At 65.1% G+C, this 17,705-nt stretch carries 10 protein-coding genes; 4 read left to right on the plus strand and 6 right to left on the minus strand.

Annotated features, from left to right (window positions below; translation table 11 throughout):
• The first annotated feature begins 66 nt into the window (after window positions 1–66).
• The 4 genes from K3M67_RS02570 to K3M67_RS02585 are packed head-to-tail and all read left to right on the plus strand — an operon-like array spanning window position 67 to window position 4,117.
• Window positions 67–1,098 (plus strand): D-alanine--D-alanine ligase family protein, encoded by a 1,032-nt coding sequence (locus K3M67_RS02570; RefSeq protein ID WP_285832167.1) that lies wholly within the window; start codon window positions 67–69, stop codon window positions 1,096–1,098.
• Window positions 1,098–1,919, plus strand: a complete 822-nt coding sequence (locus K3M67_RS02575) for a nucleotidyltransferase family protein (RefSeq protein WP_285832168.1) — start codon at window positions 1,098–1,100, stop codon at window positions 1,917–1,919. The genes K3M67_RS02570 and K3M67_RS02575 overlap by 1 nt, the downstream gene beginning before the upstream one ends.
• 3 nt (window positions 1,920–1,922) lie before the next feature.
• Complete coding sequence (locus K3M67_RS02580; RefSeq protein ID WP_285832169.1) at window positions 1,923–3,008, plus strand: sugar-transfer associated ATP-grasp domain-containing protein; 1,086 nt, start codon at window positions 1,923–1,925, stop codon at window positions 3,006–3,008.
• A complete protein-coding gene (locus K3M67_RS02585) occupies window positions 2,987–4,117 on the plus strand; it encodes a glycosyltransferase (RefSeq protein ID WP_285832170.1) in 1,131 nt (376 codons plus the stop codon). Before K3M67_RS02580 ends, K3M67_RS02585 begins: the two co-directional genes overlap by 22 nt.
• Window positions 4,118–4,142: 25 nt before the next feature.
• Here the strand turns inward: K3M67_RS02585 and K3M67_RS02590 are convergent, their stop codons facing one another.
• The 6 genes from K3M67_RS02590 to rpoB form a co-directional block, all read right to left on the minus strand.
• Window positions 4,143–4,892: a 3'(2'),5'-bisphosphate nucleotidase CysQ gene (locus tag K3M67_RS02590; protein WP_066860516.1), complete on the minus strand. Its 750-nt coding sequence runs from the start codon at window positions 4,890–4,892 to the stop codon at window positions 4,143–4,145.
• 26 nt (window positions 4,893–4,918) lie between these two features.
• Window positions 4,919–6,829 carry a sulfate adenylyltransferase subunit CysN gene (gene cysN / locus K3M67_RS02595; protein WP_285832171.1) on the minus strand — a complete coding sequence of 637 codons (1,911 nt, stop codon included), beginning with the start codon at window positions 6,827–6,829 and terminating at the stop codon, window positions 4,919–4,921.
• Between the two features lie 133 nt (window positions 6,830–6,962).
• The gene (gene cysD / locus K3M67_RS02600) at window positions 6,963–7,904 is read right to left on the minus strand and encodes a sulfate adenylyltransferase subunit CysD (protein ID WP_066859976.1); all 942 of its coding nucleotides are present in this window, start codon (window positions 7,902–7,904) and stop codon (window positions 6,963–6,965) included.
• Between the two features lie 86 nt (window positions 7,905–7,990).
• Window positions 7,991–8,782, minus strand: coding sequence for a sulfite exporter TauE/SafE family protein (locus tag K3M67_RS02605; protein WP_066859973.1), 792 nt, complete (start codon window positions 8,780–8,782; stop codon window positions 7,991–7,993).
• A gap of 315 nt (window positions 8,783–9,097) precedes the next feature.
• Window positions 9,098–13,354, minus strand: coding sequence for a DNA-directed RNA polymerase subunit beta' (gene rpoC / locus K3M67_RS02610; RefSeq protein WP_066859970.1), 4,257 nt, complete (start codon window positions 13,352–13,354; stop codon window positions 9,098–9,100).
• A gap of 81 nt (window positions 13,355–13,435) precedes the next feature.
• Entirely contained in the window at window positions 13,436–17,596 is a 4,161-nt protein-coding gene (gene rpoB, locus K3M67_RS02615) for a DNA-directed RNA polymerase subunit beta (RefSeq protein ID WP_285832172.1), read from the minus strand.
• Between the last annotated feature and the right edge of the window lie 109 nt (window positions 17,597–17,705).

Consider the following 17,705-nt stretch of genomic DNA (forward strand, 5'->3'; position numbering starts at 1 on the left):
GTCCCGTCGCTGCGGCGTCATCGCGCGGTCAAGCCCATGTCATGCAGGTCGGGCAAAAGCGCCTTCATGCTGACCCATATCGACCGTTGCGTGCGCATTTCCCCGGCCGACAAGGCCCGGCTGCGCGTCCTCTTCCTCGCCAAACATGCGCGGGCCACCGGCGCGCCCGACGCGGTGGACGGCAACCATGCCATCTATCATCATGAGATGCGCATGACGCTGGAGGAGATCGGCCTCCATATCCGGGTCGCCAACAGTTACGAGGCGCTGTTCGAGCGGCCCGATGTCGATTTCGTCGTCACCCTGCTCAATCGCGGGGGCTTCCAGAACAGCGAGATGATGGCGCCGCTGCTGCTCAGCTGGCGCGATGTGCCCCATATGGGCGCCAGCCCGATCCTGCGCGGCGTGTCCGACGACAAATATCTGAGCAAGCTCATCGCCCGCGCCCATGGCGTGCCGACCATGCCGGCGCAGATATTCCGCCGGGGCGGCCTGCCCGCCGAACCCGCCTTCCGCGCCGAGCGGCTGGTGGTCAAACCGAATGCCTCCTCCGCGTCCTGGGGCCTTGCCATGGTCGACAGCTGGGCGCAGGCGCAGGCGCAGATCGACTATCTCCATGGTGAAGGGCATGACGTGCTGGTCGAGGCCTGGGCGCCGCTGCTCGACGTTGCCGTGCCCGTGGTCGGCGGCAGCGGCGGCCAGCCCTGGATATTGCCGCCGATGATGTATGTGCCCGCCGATCCCCACCGTGCGCGCAGCCATGAGGAAAAGCGCGGCATGATCGATGCAGGCGACGATCCGTTGGTGCTGGTCGAGGATCGCGCGCTGCTGGGGCAGCTGGAGGACATGACCCGGCTGCTGCTGCCCGAACTCTGGCCGTTCGACTATGGCCGGTTCGAGTTTCGCTATGATCCGGTCAGCGGCGCGGTGCAGTTCATGGAAGTCAACCTGTCCTGCAATCTCTGGTCGAAGAAGACGATTTCCCGTTCGGCCCGGTCGATCGGGGTGGACCACCAGACGCTGGTTGAAACGATCATCGGCCACAGCCTGGAGCGGCAGGGGCTGCTGACTGAGGCGCCGCTGCGGGTCGCGGCCTGATGGGCGGCCGCAAGGACGGGCGCGCGACGGCGCTGGTGCTGGCCGGAAAGCGTGACGGGGCGACCGACCCGCTGGCGCTGGAGGCGGGCGTTACCCATAAATGCCTGGTCCCGGTGGCGGGCCAGCCGATGCTGATACACGTCATCGACGCGCTGGCGGCGAGTGACCGGATCGGCGAGATCCGCGTCGCGATCGAGGACCCGGCGGTGCTGGAAGGACTGGCGCAACTGCGCGGGCTGATCGCCACCGGGCGGCTGGTGGCGGTCGCGGCGCGGCCCAATCTGGTGGATTCGGTGCTGGCGGCGGCGGATGGCGCGGCCTTCCCGTTGCTGATCACGACCGCCGACAATGTGCTGCTGACCCCGCCCGCCGTCGCGGAGATGCTGGAAGGCTGCAAGGCGCAGGGTGCGGACGCGGCGGTTGCGTTCACGCGGCGCGAGTCGGTGCTGGCCGCGCATCCAGAGGGCCAGCGGAAATTCTACCGTTTCGCCGAGGACAGCTATTCCAACTGCAACACCTATTGGCTGAAGGATCGCGCGGCGCTGGCGGCGGCGGAGACTTTCCGGTCGGGCGGGCAGTTCGTGAAACATCCGCTGCGCATCGTCGGTGCGTTCGGCCTGCTGAACCTCATCCGCTTCCGCTTCGGCCTTGGCACATTGGCGGCGACCTTCGCACGGTTCTCGCGACGCTTCCGCATGACGATCGCGCCGGTGATCCTGTCGGACGGCGCGGTGGCGATCGACGTCGACAATGCGCGCACGCGTAGCGTCGCGGCAGACGTGCTGGAGCAGCGCGCGGTCATGATGCAGGCTGCGGAGTAGATTTTGTTCACCATCCGCGCGGTCCCGCGCCGGGACGAGAACAGCCTGCTGGCCGCCTATCATGGCGGGCTGCGGCGGCACTGGCTACCGGGCGCGCGCGCCCTGGCGCATCTGTTGGCGCGGACCGGCCGGGGCGGCTGGTCATCGGCGGAACGACTATTGCTGCCCGATGCCGTTCGGCGGGCGGGCCTGTCGATGCGCGATCGCAAGGGGCTGCACCGGCTGCTCAATCCGGCCGCCTTTCCGGTGGCGGCCAACCCGCTCAAGAACAAGCAGCTGTTCGCGCAGAGGGCGGAGCAGGCCGGGCTGCCGGTCGCGTCCGGCTGGAACCCGACGCGCGAAGCGCTGGGCAGCTGGCTGGCGCGAGAAACGGACATCATCGCCAAGCCCAGCTTCCGGTCCAAGGGGCAGGGGGTGGCGCGGTTCCGGAGGATCGGGGGCGACTGGCACGGGGCGGAAGGCGCGATCGCCGATGCGGCCTTGCAGGCCCGGCTGGGCGCGATGTGGCAGGCAGGCGGGGTGATCCAGCGGCGATTGCCTACCCATGCCGCGCTGGCGGAGCTGTCGCCCTGCGCGCTGCCGACCCTGCGCGTCGTCACCTGTCTGGACGAGACGGGCGCGCCCGAAGTCTGCGGGCTGGCGCTGCGGCTGTCGGCGGGGGGCGCGCGGCCGGTCGACAATTTCAACGCCGGCAATCTGGTGCTGGGGATCGACGATCAGGGGCGATGCGGGACGGCGTGGCTGGGCGGGGGCGATCAGCGCCTGTCGCTTGACCGGCATCCCCTGACCGGCGCGGCGATCGCCGGGACGACCGTTCCCGATCTGGCCGAGGCGCTGGCGCTGGCCCGCCGCGCCCATCCGGCGTTCCCAGGCTTCACCGTGATCGGCTGGGACGTGGGGCTGACCAGTGACGGGCCGGTGCTGATCGAGGGGAACTGGAACCCCGGTACCGACATCCTTCAACTGGTGAGCGGGCAGGGTCTGGCCGAAACACGGCTGGGGGCGCTCTATCGGCATCATCTGGACCGGCTGTCTGTGGCGTGCTGGCGCGGTGCGCGGGTGGTCGAATGGGACCGGCGCGGTCGGTGATCTGCGTCTATGTCCATGCGCTGGTCGCCACGGGCGTGGTGCGCAACGCGCGCCTGATCGCCGCCGATCTCGCCGGGCGGGGTCATAGCGTCCAGTTGGTGACCGCGCTGCCGGGCGGCGAGGCAGTGCCGGGCGTCGCGCATCACGCGCTTTTGCCGCAGGCGCATCCGTCGCGCTTGCGGGAAAAGGCGCAGGCGGCGCTGGCGCTGCGCCGGCATCTGCTGCGCGAACGGCCGGCCATGCTGATCTCGGCGGGCAATCACGGCCATGGCACCGCCTGGGCCGGGAGCCGCGGCGTGCCCGGCCTGAAGCGGGTCTATCGCATCAGCAACGACATCATGCGCGCCGTCCCCGGCGCCCCGTCCGGCGGGCTGAAGCGTTTGGGGCGCAGCGCCACGGCGCGGCTGATCGCAGTGGATGCGGCCCATCTGGTGCTGGTGTCGCCGACCTTGGCGGATACGCCCGCCTTCGTTGGCGCGGCGCGCGGGGGACGGCTGACGGTGATCGCCAATGGCATCGATGCGGGCGCGGCGCGGCGGAAAGCGGAGGGGGAGAATCCCCATCCCTGGCTGGGCGGAGACGCGCCCGTGCTGCTCGCCATCGGCCGGCTGGCGCCGCAGAAGAATTTTGCCACCCTGCTCCGCGCCTTCGCGCTGCTACGCCGCCAGCGGCCCGCGCGGCTCATCATACTGGGCGAAAGCCGCGACGATGCGCGCGAGACGCTGACGGCGCAGGCGCGGCAACTGGGCGTCGCGGATGATCTGGCGCTGCCCGGAACGGTCGATAATGTCTTTCCCTGGCTGGCGCGCTGCGACGGCTTCGTCCTGCCGTCCTGGTGGGAGGGGTCGGCCAATGTGCTGCTGGAGGCGATGGCCGTGGATGCGCCCTGTGTCGCGTCGATCAGCGCGGGCAATGCGGCGCAGCTGCTGGACGATGGGCGTTACGGCCTGCTGGTCGATCCGGCCGACGCGCACGCGATGGCCACGGCCATGGATCGGCAGCTTGATCCCGCCACCCGCATCCGGCCGGGCGAGCGCATCGCGCATTTCGGCATGGCAAGCGTGTCGGCGGGCTGGGTCGACCTGGCCGGGCGACTATTGGCCGGGTGATCGCAATCCCCCGGCCATGGCGTCGTCAGGCGGCGTCCTTCGCCAGCGCGGCGATATGGCCCAGCACCGCGTCGGCATGGTCCTTCCGGCAGATCAGCAGGTCGGGCAGGTAGACATCGCTCTGGTTGTAGACGAGCGGGCTGCCGTCGATGCGGCTGGCGTGGAGGCCATGGGCGAGGGCGACGGCGGCCGGTGCCATGCTGTCCCATTCATATTGGCCGCCGGAATGGAGATAGATGTCGGCTTGGCCCAGGATCACCGCCATGGCCTTGGCCCCAGCGCTGCCCATGGGGACGAGCTCTGCATCCAGAGCCGCCGCCACCGCTACCGCCTCCGCAGCGGGGCGGGTGCGGCTGACGACCATGCGCAGCGTGTCGGGCGCGGGCGGAACCGGACGCGGCTGGTCGGAACGCAGCAACGTGCCGCCCTCCAGCCCCGGCAGGGCGACCGCGCCGACGGCCGGCACGCCGTCGATCGCCATGCCGACATGCACCGCCCAGTCGGACCGTTCCTCGCCATATTCGCGCGTGCCGTCGACCGGATCGACGATCCACACCCGGCTCTTGTCGAGCCGCGCCGCATTGTCCTTCTCCTCCTCCGACAGCAGCCCGTCGTCGGGCCGCACTTCGCGCAGCGCGTGGACCAGGAACTGGTTGGCGGTCTGGTCGCCGGCCTTGCCCAGCGCCTTGGCGCTGAACAGGCCGGACGAGCGGACCTCTACCAGGATGCGGCCAGCCACCTCGGCGAGATGGGCGGCGAGACCGGCGTCGGTCATCGCCGCGATGTCGATCTGGGTTTCGCTCATGGGATGATCCTCGCGACGATGGCGTCTGCCGCTTCTTCGGCGGTCAGGCTGGTCGTGTCGATGTGGATTTCGGGGTCGTGCGGCGCCTCATAAGGGCTATCGATGCCGGTGAAGTTCTTGAGTTCACCCGATCGCGCCTTCTTGTAGAGGCCCTTCACGTCGCGCGCCTCCGCATCGGCCAGCGGCGTGTCGATATGCACTTCGATGAACTCGCCCGGCTGCATCATCTGCCGCACCATGTCGCGCTCCGAGCGGAACGGCGAGATGAAGGCGGTGATGACGATCAGGCCCGCATCGGTCATCAGCTTGGCGACCTCGCCCACGCGGCGGATATTTTCCACCCGGTCGGCATCGGTGAAGCCCAGATCCTTGTTCAGGCCGTGCCGCACATTGTCGCCGTCGAGCAGGAAGGTATGGCGGTTCATCCGCGCCAGCTTCTTTTCGACCAGATTGGCGATTGTCGATTTGCCCGCGCCCGACAGGCCGGTGAACCACAGCACTGCGGGCTTCTGGTTTTTTAGACCCGCATGGAATTCCCGGCTGACGTCGGTCGCCTGCCAATGGACATTCTGCGCGCGCCGCAGGCTGAAGTGCAGCATTCCCGCCGCGACGGTGGCGTTGCTGATCTTGTCGATCAGGATGAAGCCACCCAGCGTCCGATTGTCGGCGTAGGGTTCGAACACGATCTGCTTGTCGGTCGACAGGTTGGCGACACCGATGGCGTTCAGTTCCAGCGTCCGGGCCGCCAGATGTTCCATCGTGTTGACGTTGACCTGGTATTTGGGCTGCTGGATCGTGGCGGTCACGGTCTGGGTGCCGATTTTGAGCCAATAGGAGCGGCCCGGCAGCATTTCTTCATCCGCCATCCAGACGATCGTCGCCTCGAACTGGTCGGCGGCTTGGGGAGGATTGTCGGCCAGCGCGATCACGTCGCCGCGCGAACAGTCGATCTCGTCGGCGAAGCAGAGCGTCACCGACTGGCCGGCCACCGCCTGCTCCAGATCGCCATCGAGCGTCACGATGCGGGTGACGGTGCTGGTCTTGCCCGACGGCAGCACGCGGACCGCATCGCCCGGCTTCACCATGCCGGTCGCGATCAGGCCGGAAAAGCCGCGGAAATCGAGGTTCGGGCGGTTGACCCACTGGACCGGCATACGGAAGGGCTTTTCCGCATCGGTCGCGCTGTTCACCTCGACCGTTTCCAGATGCTCGATCAGAGCCGGCCCTTTGTACCAGGGCGTGTTGCCTGAGGGGCCGGTGATATTGTCGCCCTTGAAGCCGGAAATCGGCATTGGCGTGAACGCCTTGATGCCGATCGACTTGGCGAATTCGGCATAATCCTTGACGATGCTGTCGAACACCGCCTGATCATAATCGACCAGGTCCATCTTGTTGACCGCCAGCACGATGTTGCGGATACCGATCAGGTGGGCGAGGTAGCTGTGGCGACGCGTCTGGGTGAGGATACCCTTGCGCGCGTCGATCAGGATGACGGCGAGGTCGGCAGTCGAGGCGCCGGTGACCATGTTGCGCGTATATTGTTCATGGCCGGGGGTGTCGGCGACGATGAACTTGCGCTTTTCCGTGGCGAAGAAGCGATAGGCGACGTCGATGGTGATGCCCTGCTCACGCTCGGCGGCGAGGCCATCGACGAGGAGCGCGAAGTCGATCTCCTGTCCCTGCGTGCCGACCTTCCTGCTGTCGGCCTCCAGCGCGGCGAGCTGATCCTCGAAGATCATCTTGCTGTCATAGAGGAGGCGGCCGATGAGCGTGGATTTGCCGTCGTCGACGCTGCCGCAGGTGATGAAGCGGAGCATTGTCTTGTGCTCATGCACCTTCAGATACTGGTCGATATCCTGCGCGATCAGGGCGTCGGTCTTGTAGATGGGTTCAGCAATATCGGTCATGTTGTCTGTCCCGTCATCCCGGCGAAGACCGGGATCGTTGTGATCTGGGGAAGGGGGTTTGCCTGGAGGCAGGCGACCCCAGCCTTCGCTGGGGTTGACGCTTCGTCACCCGCTGCGCGGATGACGTGGCGCGTCAGAAATACCCTTCCTGTTTCTTCTTCTCCATGCCGGCGCCGCCGGCATCCTTGTCGATGGCGCGTCCCTGGCGTTCTGATGTCGTGGTGAGCAGGGTTTCCTGGATCACCTCGGGCAGCGTCCTGGCCTCGCTCTCGACCGCGCCGGTTAGCGGATAGCAGCCGAGCGTGCGGAAGCGGATCGAGCGCATCACCGGCTCTTCGCCGGGCTTGAGCGGGAAGCGGTCGTCATCAACCATCAGCAACATGCCGTCGCGCTCCACGGTTGGACGCTTGTCCGCGAAATAGAGTGGCACGATCGGAACATTGTTGAGGTGGATATATTGCCAGATGTCCAGCTCCGTCCAATTGCTGATCGGGAAGACGCGGATGCTCTCGCCCTTGTTCTTCTTGGCGTTGTAGAGGTTCCACAGTTCCGGGCGCTGGTTCTTGGGATCCCAGCCATGGCTGGCGGTGCGGAAGGAGAAGATGCGCTCCTTCGCCCGGCTCTTTTCCTCGTCGCGGCGCGCGCCGCCGAAGGCCGCGTCGAAACCATAGAGGTTGAGCGCCTGCTTCAACCCTTCGGTCTTCCACATGTCGGTGTGGAGCGGGCCATGGTCGAACGGGTTGATGCCGCGTTCCTGCGCTTCGGGATTCTGGTAGACGAGCAGGTCCATGCCACTTTCCTGCGCCATGCGGTCACGCAATTCGTACATGGCCTGGAATTTCCAGGTCGTGTCGACATGCAGCAGGGGGAAGGGCGGCGGCGAGGGATAGAAGGCCTTGCGCGCCAGGTGCAGCATCACGGCGCTGTCCTTGCCGACGGAATAGAGCATCACCGGCTTCTCGGCTTCCGACACCACTTCCCGCAGGATGTGGATGCTCTCGGCTTCGAGTCGCTCCAAATGGGTCAGAGTCTTTGCGTCCACCAATCTATCCTCGCAATTTTCGTGCGCAGACATATGCCAGCGAGTCATGATTGGCGTACCTCCCATATGGGAGGATGGTCGCCAATCGCCGGCGCGATGCGGTGGCGTTACTGGTCGGTTCAGCCGATCAGCCGCCAACCGGCGACAATCAGGACCAGCGCGAGCAGCGGTTGCAGGATACGTTCGGGCACCTTGGAGGCCAGCATCGACCCCAGGATGATGCCGGGGATCGAACCGGCCAGCAGATTGACCAGCAGCATCAGGTTGAAATTGCCGATCCACAAATGGCCGATGCCCGCAACCAGCGTCAGCGGCACGGCGTGGACGATGTCGGTGGCAATCAGCTTCTGCAATCGCATCCGCAGCGGATATAGCGCGAGCAGCAGCGTCGCGCCCAGCGCGCCCGCGCCGACCGATGTCAGCGTAACCATGACGCCCAGCAGCGCGCCGGCCGCCACCGTCAGACCCGTCTGATAGCGCAGGAAGCTGCTGGCCGTGTCGGTGCGGGCATGGAACGCCCAATGATGGAAGCGCGTGCGGAAGAGCGTGGCGATGGCGGTCAGGATCAGGACCACGCCGAGCGCGCTCATGATGACGCCGCTCTTGATCTGGTGCGCGTCGATCTGGCCCAGGAGGATCAGCACGATGATCGCGGCGGGCAGGCTGCCGATGCAAAGGCGACGGATCACCTCATAGTCCGGTCCGCCATGCGTGCCGCCATGATGATGATGCACGAAGCCGCCGACGGACTTGGTGATCGCGGCGAACCAGAGGTCCGTGCCGACCGCAGTGGTCGGCGACACGCCGAACAGCAGGATCAGGATCGGCGCCATCAGCGATCCGCCGCCCACACCGGTCATACCCACCATGACGCCGACGAAGAGCCCTGCAATCGCGTGCAACCAATCCATTCACACCCCCCGGTCCGCCTTGTCGTGCATTTCCCGACTGCGTGCAGGGGCATATCGGCAGCGGTCAGCGGCGAACAGACCCTTTCGTCGACCAGATAGGCTTTCGCCTTGTTCCCATCGCGAAAATAGGGGCGAGCGTCTGAACGACGTGACGGTCAACGCTAATGGTCGGAAACGCCCCGCCTTCAAAGCGTCAAAAAAAAGCCCGCCGATGCGCGATCACGCATCCGGCGGGCATTTTTCGGGCCGTCGACGGCAACGAAGGCTTGGGAGCCGCTTCCGATATAGGAAGCGGCTCCCGCTGTTTCAAAGGCCTTATTCCATGTCCTCGGTGGTGAAATCCTCACCTTGGACGGCACCGAGCGGATCGTCGCCGATCGCCGCTTCCGGACCCTGGCGCAGTTCGGCGGCGTGCTCGGCGGCAGCCGTCTTGGGCGCGATCAGGTCGACCTGGCTGGACGCGCGGAGCGCGGCCCGCATCGCCGCGTCACGCGACGAGGCGGCAACGCGCATCCGGTTCATGCCCGCGCCGGTACCCGCCGGGATGAGGCGGCCGACGATGACATTTTCCTTGAGGCCGACCAGCGTGTCCTTCTTGCCCTGGACCGCCGCTTCCGTGAGGACGCGGGTGGTCTCCTGGAAGGAGGCCGCCGAGATGAAGCTGCGGGTCTGGAGCGAGGCCTTGGTGATGCCGAGCAGCACCGGCTTGCCCGCGGCGGGCTGGAAGCCCGGCTGGAGCTTGCTGTTGATCTCGTCCATTTCCTCGCGATCGACCTGTTCGCCCACCAGCAACGTGGTGTCGCCGGACTCGATGATCTCGACCTTCTGCAGCATCTGACGAACGATCGTCTCGATATGCTTGTCGTTGATCTTCACGCCCTGCAAACGATAGACTTCCTGGATTTCGGCGACCAGATATTCGGCCAGCGGCTCGATGCCGAGCACCTCCAGAATGTCATGCGGATCGGGCGAACCACCGATCAGGTTGTCGCCGCGCTTCACGAAGTCGCCTTCCTGAACGTCGATCACCTTGCTTTTGGGGATCAGATATTCGACCGGTTCGCCGCCATCCTCGGGATTGATGGCGATCTTGCGCTTCGCCTTGTAATCCTTGAGGAACTGGACGCGGCCCGACACCTTGGCAATGATCGCATTGTCCTTGGGCTTGCGGGCTTCGAACAGCTCGGCAACGCGCGGCAGACCGCCGGTGATGTCGCGGGTCTTGGCCGCTTCGCGGCTGACACGCGCCAGCACGTCACCGGCCTGCACCTGGGCACCGTCATCGACCGACAGGGTCGCACCCACCGCCAGCATGTAGCGGGCGGCTTCACCCGACTGGTCGTCGAGCAGGGTGAGGCGGGGACGCAGATCCTCCTTGGTACGGGCGGAACCGCGATGCTCGGTGACGACGCGCTGGGCGATGCCGGTCGCTTCGTCGGTCTGCTCGGTCAGCGTCTTGCCGTCGATCAGGTCCTGATACTTCACGATACCCGGCTTTTCGGTGATCACCGGCATGGTGAACGGATCCCACTCGGCGAAGCGGTCGCCCTTCTTCACGGTGTCGCCATCCGCGAAAAGGATGGTGGCGCCGTAAGGCAGGCGGTGCGTTTCGCGCTCGCGGCCTTCATTGTCGATGATCGCGATCTCGCCGTTACGCGCCAGCGACAGGCGACGGCCATTCTTGTCCATGATCGTCGGCATGTCGCGCAGCTCGATCGTGCCGTCCGACATGGATTCGAGGTTCGACGTTTCGTTGAAGTTGGCCGCGCCGCCGATGTGGAAGGTACGCATGGTCAGCTGCGTACCCGGTTCACCGATGGACTGCGCCGCGATGACGCCGACCGCTTCACCGATATTGACCGGCGTACCACGAGCGAGGTCACGGCCGTAGCATTTGCCGCACACCCCCATCTTGCTTTCACAGATCAGCGGCGAGCGGATCTTCACGGCCTGCGTGCCGATCGCCTCGATCTGCGCCACCAGCGCTTCGTCGAGCAGCGTGCCGATCGGAACGATGACGGTGCCGTCCTTGCTGTCGACGATGTCCTGCGCCGTGGTGCGGCCCAGGATGCGCTCGCCCAGCGAGGCGATGACCGAACCACCCTGGACGATGGCCTTCATCTCCAACGCCTTTTCGGTGCCGCAATCTTCCTCGACCACGGTGCAATCCTGCGACACGTCGACCAGACGGCGGGTCAGGTAGCCCGAGTTCGCCGTCTTGAGCGCAGTGTCGGCCAGACCCTTACGGGCGCCGTGCGTGGAGTTGAAATATTCGAGGACGGTCAGGCCTTCCTTGAAGTTCGAGATGATCGGCGTTTCGATGATCTCGCCCGAAGGCTTGGCCATCAGGCCGCGCATACCCGCAAGCTGCTTCATCTGCGCCTGCGAACCACGGGCGCCGGAGTGGGCCATCATGTAGATCGAGTTGATCGGGGCCATGCGGCCCGTCGCCGGATCCTTGGGCTGGGCGCGGATCTCGTCCATCATGGCGTTCGCGACCTGGTCGCCGCAACGGCTCCAGGCGTCGATCACCTTGTTGTACTTTTCCTGCTGGGTGATCAGGCCGTCCTGATACTGCTGCTCATAGTCGGCCACCAGCGCCTTGGTTTCGTCGACGAACGTCACCTTGCTGTCGGGGATGACCATGTCGTCCTTGCCGAAGCTGATGCCGGCCTGGAACGCGTGGCGGAAGCCCAGCGCCATGATGGCGTCGGCGAACAACACCGTGTCCTTCTGGCCGGTGTGACGATAGACCTGGTCGATGACGTCACCGATTTCCTTCTTGGTGAGAAGGCGGTTGACGACGTCGAAGGGCACCTTGTGAGACTTGGGCAGACATTCGCCCAGCAACATGCGGCCCGGCGTGGTCTCGAAGCGCTTCATATACTGGTTGCCGGCTTCGTCGGTCTGCGGCACGCGGCTGATGATCTTCGAGTGCAGCGTCACGGCCTTGGCATAGAGGGCCTGGTGGACCTCCTGCATGTCGGACAGCAGCATCCCCTCGCCCGGCTCGCCTTCGCGTTCCATGGACAGATAATAGATACCCAGGACCATGTCCTGCGAGGGAACGATGATCGGCTTGCCGTTCGCCGGGCTGAGGATGTTGTTGGTCGACATCATCAGCACGCGCGCTTCCAGCTGGGCTTCCAGCGAGAGCGGAACGTGGACCGCCATCTGGTCGCCGTCGAAGTCGGCATTGAAGGCCGAGCAGACGAGCGGGTGCAACTGGATCGCCTTGCCCTCGATCAGGACTGGCTCGAACGCCTGGATGCCCAGACGGTGGAGCGTCGGAGCGCGGTTCAGCATGACCGGGTGCTCGCGGATCACCTCGTCCAGGATGTCCCAGACTTCCTTGCGCTCCTTCTCGACCCACTTCTTGGCCTGCTTCAGGGTCATGGACAGACCCTTGGCGTCGAGGCGGGCGTAGATGAAGGGCTTGAACAGTTCGAGCGCCATCTTCTTGGGCAGGCCGCACTGATGCAGCTTCAGCTCAGGACCGGTCACGATGACCGAACGACCCGAATAGTCGACGCGCTTGCCGAGCAGGTTCTGGCGGAAGCGGCCCTGCTTGCCCTTGAGCATGTCGGACAGCGACTTCAAAGGACGCTTGTTGGCACCAGTGATGACGCGACCGCGACGGCCGTTGTCGAACAGGGCGTCGACGGCTTCCTGCAACATGCGCTTTTCGTTGCGGACGATGATGTCCGGCGCGCGCAGTTCCATCAGCCGCTTCAGGCGGTTGTTGCGGTTGATGACGCGACGGTAGAGGTCATTGAGGTCCGAAGTCGCGAAGCGGCCACCGTCCAGCGGCACCAGCGGGCGCAGTTCGGGCGGGATGACCGGCACGACGTCCAGGATCATCCATTCGGGGCGGTTGCCCGATTCCAGGAAGCTCTCGACGACCTTCAGTCGCTTGATGATCTTCTTGGGCTTGAGTTCGGACTTGGTGGTCGCCAGCTCGTCGAGCAGCGCCAGCTTCTCGCCTTCCAGGTCGAGGTCCATCAGCATCTGCTTGACGGCCTCGGCGCCAATGCCGGCCGAGAAGGCGTCTTCGCCATATTCGTCCTGCGCGTCGAGCAGTTCGTCCTCGGTCAGCAGCTGGAACTTCTCCAGCGGCGTCAGGCCCGGCTCAGTGACGATATAGGATTCGAAGTAGAGGACGCGCTCAAGCTGCTTGAGCTGCATGTCGAGCAGCAGGCCGATGCGCGAGGGCAGCGACTTGAGGAACCAGATGTGCGCGACCGGCGCGGCCAGCTCGATATGGCCCATGCGCTCGCGGCGGACCTTGCTCACCGTGACTTCGACACCGCACTTCTCGCAGACGATGCCCTTGTACTTCATGCGCTTATACTTGCCGCACAGGCACTCATAGTCCTTGATCGGACCGAAGATGCGCGCGCAGAACAGCCCGTCACGTTCCGGCTTGAACGTGCGATAGTTGATGGTTTCCGGCTTCTTGATCTCGCCGAAGGACCAGCTGCGGATGCGCTCGGGAGAGGCGAGGCCGATCTGGATCTGGTCGAAGGTTTCCGGCTTCTGGATCGGATTCGCGAAATTGGTCAGTTCGTTCATATTTCAAGTCCCTCTAGAGGGTGTATTTTTCCGGGCGAAGGAGGGAAGGGGCGCCACCGGCAGGCAGCGCCCGGCAACCCTTTACTCCGCCGCTGCCGCGAAGCCGTCGTCGTCCTCGACTTCGTCCATCGACGCGAGTTCGACATTGAGGCCCAGCGAGCGCATTTCCTTGACCAGCACGTTGAAGCTTTCGGGAATGCCGGCCTCGAACGTGTCGTCGCCCTTGACGATCGCTTCGTAGACCTTGGTGCGGCCGACCACGTCGTCCGACTTCACCGTCAGCATTTCCTGCAGCGTATAGGCGGCGCCATAGGCCTGGAGCGCCCACACCTCCATTTCACCGAAGCGCTGGCCGCCGAACTGCGCCTTACCGCCCAGCGGCTGCTGGGTGACGAGGCTGTAGGGGCCGATCGAACGGGCGTGGATCTTGTCGTCGACCAGGTGGTGCAGCTTGAGGACGTACTTGTAGCCGACAGTCACCTTGCGGTCGAAGCTGTCGCCGGTGCGGCCGTCGAACAGGGTCACCTGACCCGATTCATCCAGACCCGCCAGCTTCAGCATCGCCGACACGTCGGCTTCGACCGCGCCGTCGAACACCGGCGTCGCCATCGGCACGCCGCCGCGGACATTCTGCGCCAGCTCGACGATATCATCGGCGCTGCGCTGCTCGATCTCGGCGGTGTAGTTGCTGCCGTAAATGGTCTTGAGCAGGTCCTTGACCGCCTCGGGGGGCTGGCCCGCCTCGGGGTTCGGATTGGCTTCGCGCCAATCGTCCAGCGCCTTGCCGATCTGGGCGCCCAGGCCGCGAGCGGCCCAGCCCAGATGCGTCTCGAAGATCTGACCGACGTTCATACGCGAGGGCACGCCCAGCGGGTTCAGCACGAAGTCGACCGGCGTGCCGTCCTCCAGGAAGGGCATGTCTTCCTGCGGCAGGATGCGGCTGATGATGCCCTTGTTGCCGTGACGGCCGGCCATCTTGTCGCCCGGTTGCAGCTTGCGCTTCACCGCGACGAAGACCTTGACCATCTTGAGCACGCCCGGCGGCAGCTCGTCGCCGCGCTGCAGCTTGTCGACGCGATCCTCGAACTTCTCGACGATCAGCTTCACGGCTTCGTCATACTGCGCCTTGACGGCCTCGATCGCGGTCTGGCGGGCATCGTCCTCGACGGCGAACTTCCACCATTCATGACGCTCGACTTCGCCCAGCAGGGCCTCGTCGATCACCACGCCCTTCTTGACGCCCTTGGGCGCGGCCGTGGCGGTCTGGCCCAGCAGCATTTCCTGGAGGCGGTTGAAGGTCGCACGGTTGAGGATGCCGCGCTCGTCCTCACGGTCCTTGGCGAGGCGGTCGATTTCCTCCCGCTCGATCGCCATGGCGCGCTCGTCCTTGTCGATGCCGTGGCGGTTGAAGACACGCACCTCGACGACAGTGCCGGCGACGCCCGGGGGCAGGCGGAGCGAGGTGTCGCGCACGTCGCTCGCCTTTTCGCCGAAGATGGCGCGCAGCAGCTTTTCTTCCGGGGTCATCGGCGATTCACCCTTGGGGGTGATCTTGCCGACCAGGATGTCGCCCGGCTCCACTTCGGCGCCGATATAGACGATGCCAGCCTCGTCGAGGTTGCGCAGCGCTTCCTCGCCGACGTTCGGGATGTCGCGGGTGATGTCTTCCGGCCCGAGCTTGGTGTCGCGGGCCATGACCTCGAACTCCTCGATATGGATCGAGGTGAAGACGTCATCCTTCACGATCCGCTCGGAGATCAGGATGGAGTCTTCATAATTGTAGCCGTTCCAGGGCATGAACGCGACGAGCACGTTGCGGCCCAGCGCCAGCTCGCCGAACTCGGTCGACGGGCCGTCGGCGATGACTTCGCCGGCCTGGATCAGTTCGCCCACCTTCACCAGCGGGCGCTGGTTGATGCAGGTGTCCTGGTTCGAACGCTGGAACTTCTGGAGGGTGTAGATGTCGACGCCCGACTGGCCGGGTTCGACATCGCCGGTGGCGCGGATGACGATACGGGTCGCATCGACCTGGTCGACGATGCCCGCGCGGCGGGCCGCGATGGCGGCGCCGGAGTCGCGCGCGACGGTGCCTTCCATGCCGGTGCCGACGAACGGCGCCTCGGCACGGACCAGCGGCACCGCCTGGCGCTGCATGTTCGATCCCATCAGCGCGCGGTTGGCGTCGTCATTTTCCAGGAAGGGAATGAGCGAGGCCGCCACCGACACCAGCTGCTTGGGGCTGACGTCCATCAGGGTGATGTTGTCCTTGGGCGCCATCAGGAATTCGCCCGCTTCACGCGCGGAGATCAGATCCTCGGTGAAGCTGTGGTCGGCGTTCAGTTCCGCGTTCGCCTGGGCGATCGTGTGCTTGGCCTCTTCCATCGCCGACAGGTATACGACGTCGTTGGTCACCTTGCCGTCGATCACCTTGCGGTAGGGCGTCTCGATGAACCCGTACTTGTTCACGCGGCTGAAGGTCGCGAGGCTGTTGATCAGACCGATGTTCGGGCCTTCGGGCGTTTCGATCGGGCAGATACGGCCATAGTGGGTCGGGTGAACGTCGCGGACTTCGAAGCCTGCGCGCTCGCGGGTCAGGCCGCCCGGCCCGAGCGCCGACACGCGGCGCTTGTGGGTGACTTCCGACAGCGGGTTGGTCTGGTCCATGAACTGCGAGAGCTGCGACGAACCGAAAAACTCGCGCACCGCGGCGACGGCGGGCTTCGCGTTGATGAGGTCGTTCGGCATCACGGTCGACACGTCAACGGACGACATGCGTTCCTTGACGGCGCGCTCCATGCGCAGCAGGCCGACGCGATACTGGTTTTCCAGCAGCTCGCCCACCGAACGGACGCGACGGTTGCCGAGATTGTCGATGTCGTCGATCTCGCCCTTGCCGTCCTTCAGGTTCACCAGTTCCTTGACCACGGCGAGGATGTCCTCGACGCGCAGGGTGGTGACGGTGTCCTCGGCGTCCAGGTCGAGACGCATGTTGAGCTTGACGCGGCCGACGGCCGACAGGTCATAGCGCTCGGGATCGAAGAAGAGGCCGGCGAACAGCGCTTCGGCGGTTTCCTTCGTCGGCGGTTCGCCGGGGCGCATGACGCGATAGATGTCGGAAAGAGCCTGGTCGCGATCCTCGGCCTTGTCGGCCTTCAGCGTATTGCGGATCCAGGGGCCGGTGCCGACATGGTCGATGTCGAGCAGTTCGAGACGGTCGATGCCCGCCTTGTCCAGCTTCTCCAGATTTTCCGGCGAAACCTCGTCGCCCGCTTCGATGTAGATCTCGCCGGTCGACTCGTTGATCAGGTCATAGGCGCTGTAGCGGCCATAGACTTCCTCGGTCGGGATCAGCAGGGTTTCGAGACCGTCCTTTTCCGCCTTGTTGGCGGCGCGCGGCGAAATCTTCTGGCCTGCGGCGAAGACGACTTCACCCGACTTGGCGTCGACGATGTCGAAGGCAGGCTTCAGGCCGCGCCACGCTTCGGCGACGAACGGAATCTGCCAGCCGCCTTCGCCGCGCAGGAAGGTCACCTTGTTGTAGAAATAGCCCAGGATCTCCTCAGCATTGAGGCCCAGGGCATAGAGCAGCGCCGTCACCGGCAGCTTGCGCTTGCGGTCGATGCGGACGTTGACGATGTCCTTCGCATCGAATTCGAAATCGAGCCACGAACCGCGATAGGGGATGACGCGCGCGGCGAACAGGTACTTGCCCGACGAGTGGGTCTTGCCCCGGTCATGGTCGAACAGGACGCCCGGCGAACGGTGCATCTGCGACACGATGACGCGCTCGGTGCCGTTGACGATGAAGGTGCCGTTCTGCGTCATGAGCGGCATGTCGCCCATATACACGTCCTGCTCCTTGATATCGAGCACGGAACGGGTTTCGGTGTCCTGGTCCACTTCGAACACGATCAGGCGCAGCGTGACGCGCATCGGCGCTGCATAGGTGATGCCGCGCTGACGGCATTCCTCGACGTCGTACTTCGGGTCTTCCAACTCGTAATGGACGAAGTCCATCTCGGCGGTGCCGGCGAAGTCGCGGATCGGGAAGACGCTGCGCAGGGTCTTTTCCAGGCCCGACACATAGCCGATCGACGGATCGGAGCGCAGGAACTGTTCGTAGCTCTCCCTTTGCACTTCGATCAGGTTCGGCATCTGCACCACTTCGTGGATGTCGCCGAACACCTTGCGGATGCGCTTCTTAGCGCCGGTGTTGATCGTTGGGAGAGCCTTGGTCGCCATGCGTTGTCCTTGCCTTCATTCGTCGCGTTTTTTCGCATCACAGCGAAAATTCAGCCTGGCGTGGGCGATAAAAGGGGTGATTCGCCCTTTCGCCGCCACGCAAAAAAGT

Source organism: Sphingobium sp. V4 (genome assembly GCF_029590555.1).
Classification (GTDB): Bacteria; Pseudomonadota; Alphaproteobacteria; order Sphingomonadales; family Sphingomonadaceae; genus Sphingobium.

Coding starts and splice junctions, on each gene's coding strand:
- K3M67_RS02570 (WP_285832167.1), top strand. CDS start 67: ATGCTGACCCATATCGACCGTTGCGTGCGCATTTCCCCGGCCGACAAG.
- K3M67_RS02575 (WP_285832168.1), top strand. CDS start 1,098: ATGGGCGGCCGCAAGGACGGGCGCGCGACGGCGCTGGTGCTGGCCGGA.
- K3M67_RS02585 (WP_285832170.1), top strand. CDS start 2,987: ATGGGACCGGCGCGGTCGGTGATCTGCGTCTATGTCCATGCGCTGGTC.
- K3M67_RS02590 (WP_066860516.1), bottom strand. CDS start 4,892: ATGACCGACGCCGGTCTCGCCGCCCATCTCGCCGAGGTGGCTGGCCGC.
- cysN (WP_285832171.1), bottom strand. CDS start 6,829: ATGACCGATATTGCTGAACCCATCTACAAGACCGACGCCCTGATCGCG.
- cysD (WP_066859976.1), bottom strand. CDS start 7,904: ATGTCTGCGCACGAAAATTGCGAGGATAGATTGGTGGACGCAAAGACT.
- K3M67_RS02605 (WP_066859973.1), bottom strand. CDS start 8,782: ATGGATTGGTTGCACGCGATTGCAGGGCTCTTCGTCGGCGTCATGGTG.
- rpoC (WP_066859970.1), bottom strand. CDS start 13,354: ATGAACGAACTGACCAATTTCGCGAATCCGATCCAGAAGCCGGAAACC.
- rpoB (WP_285832172.1), bottom strand. CDS start 17,596: ATGGCGACCAAGGCTCTCCCAACGATCAACACCGGCGCTAAGAAGCGC.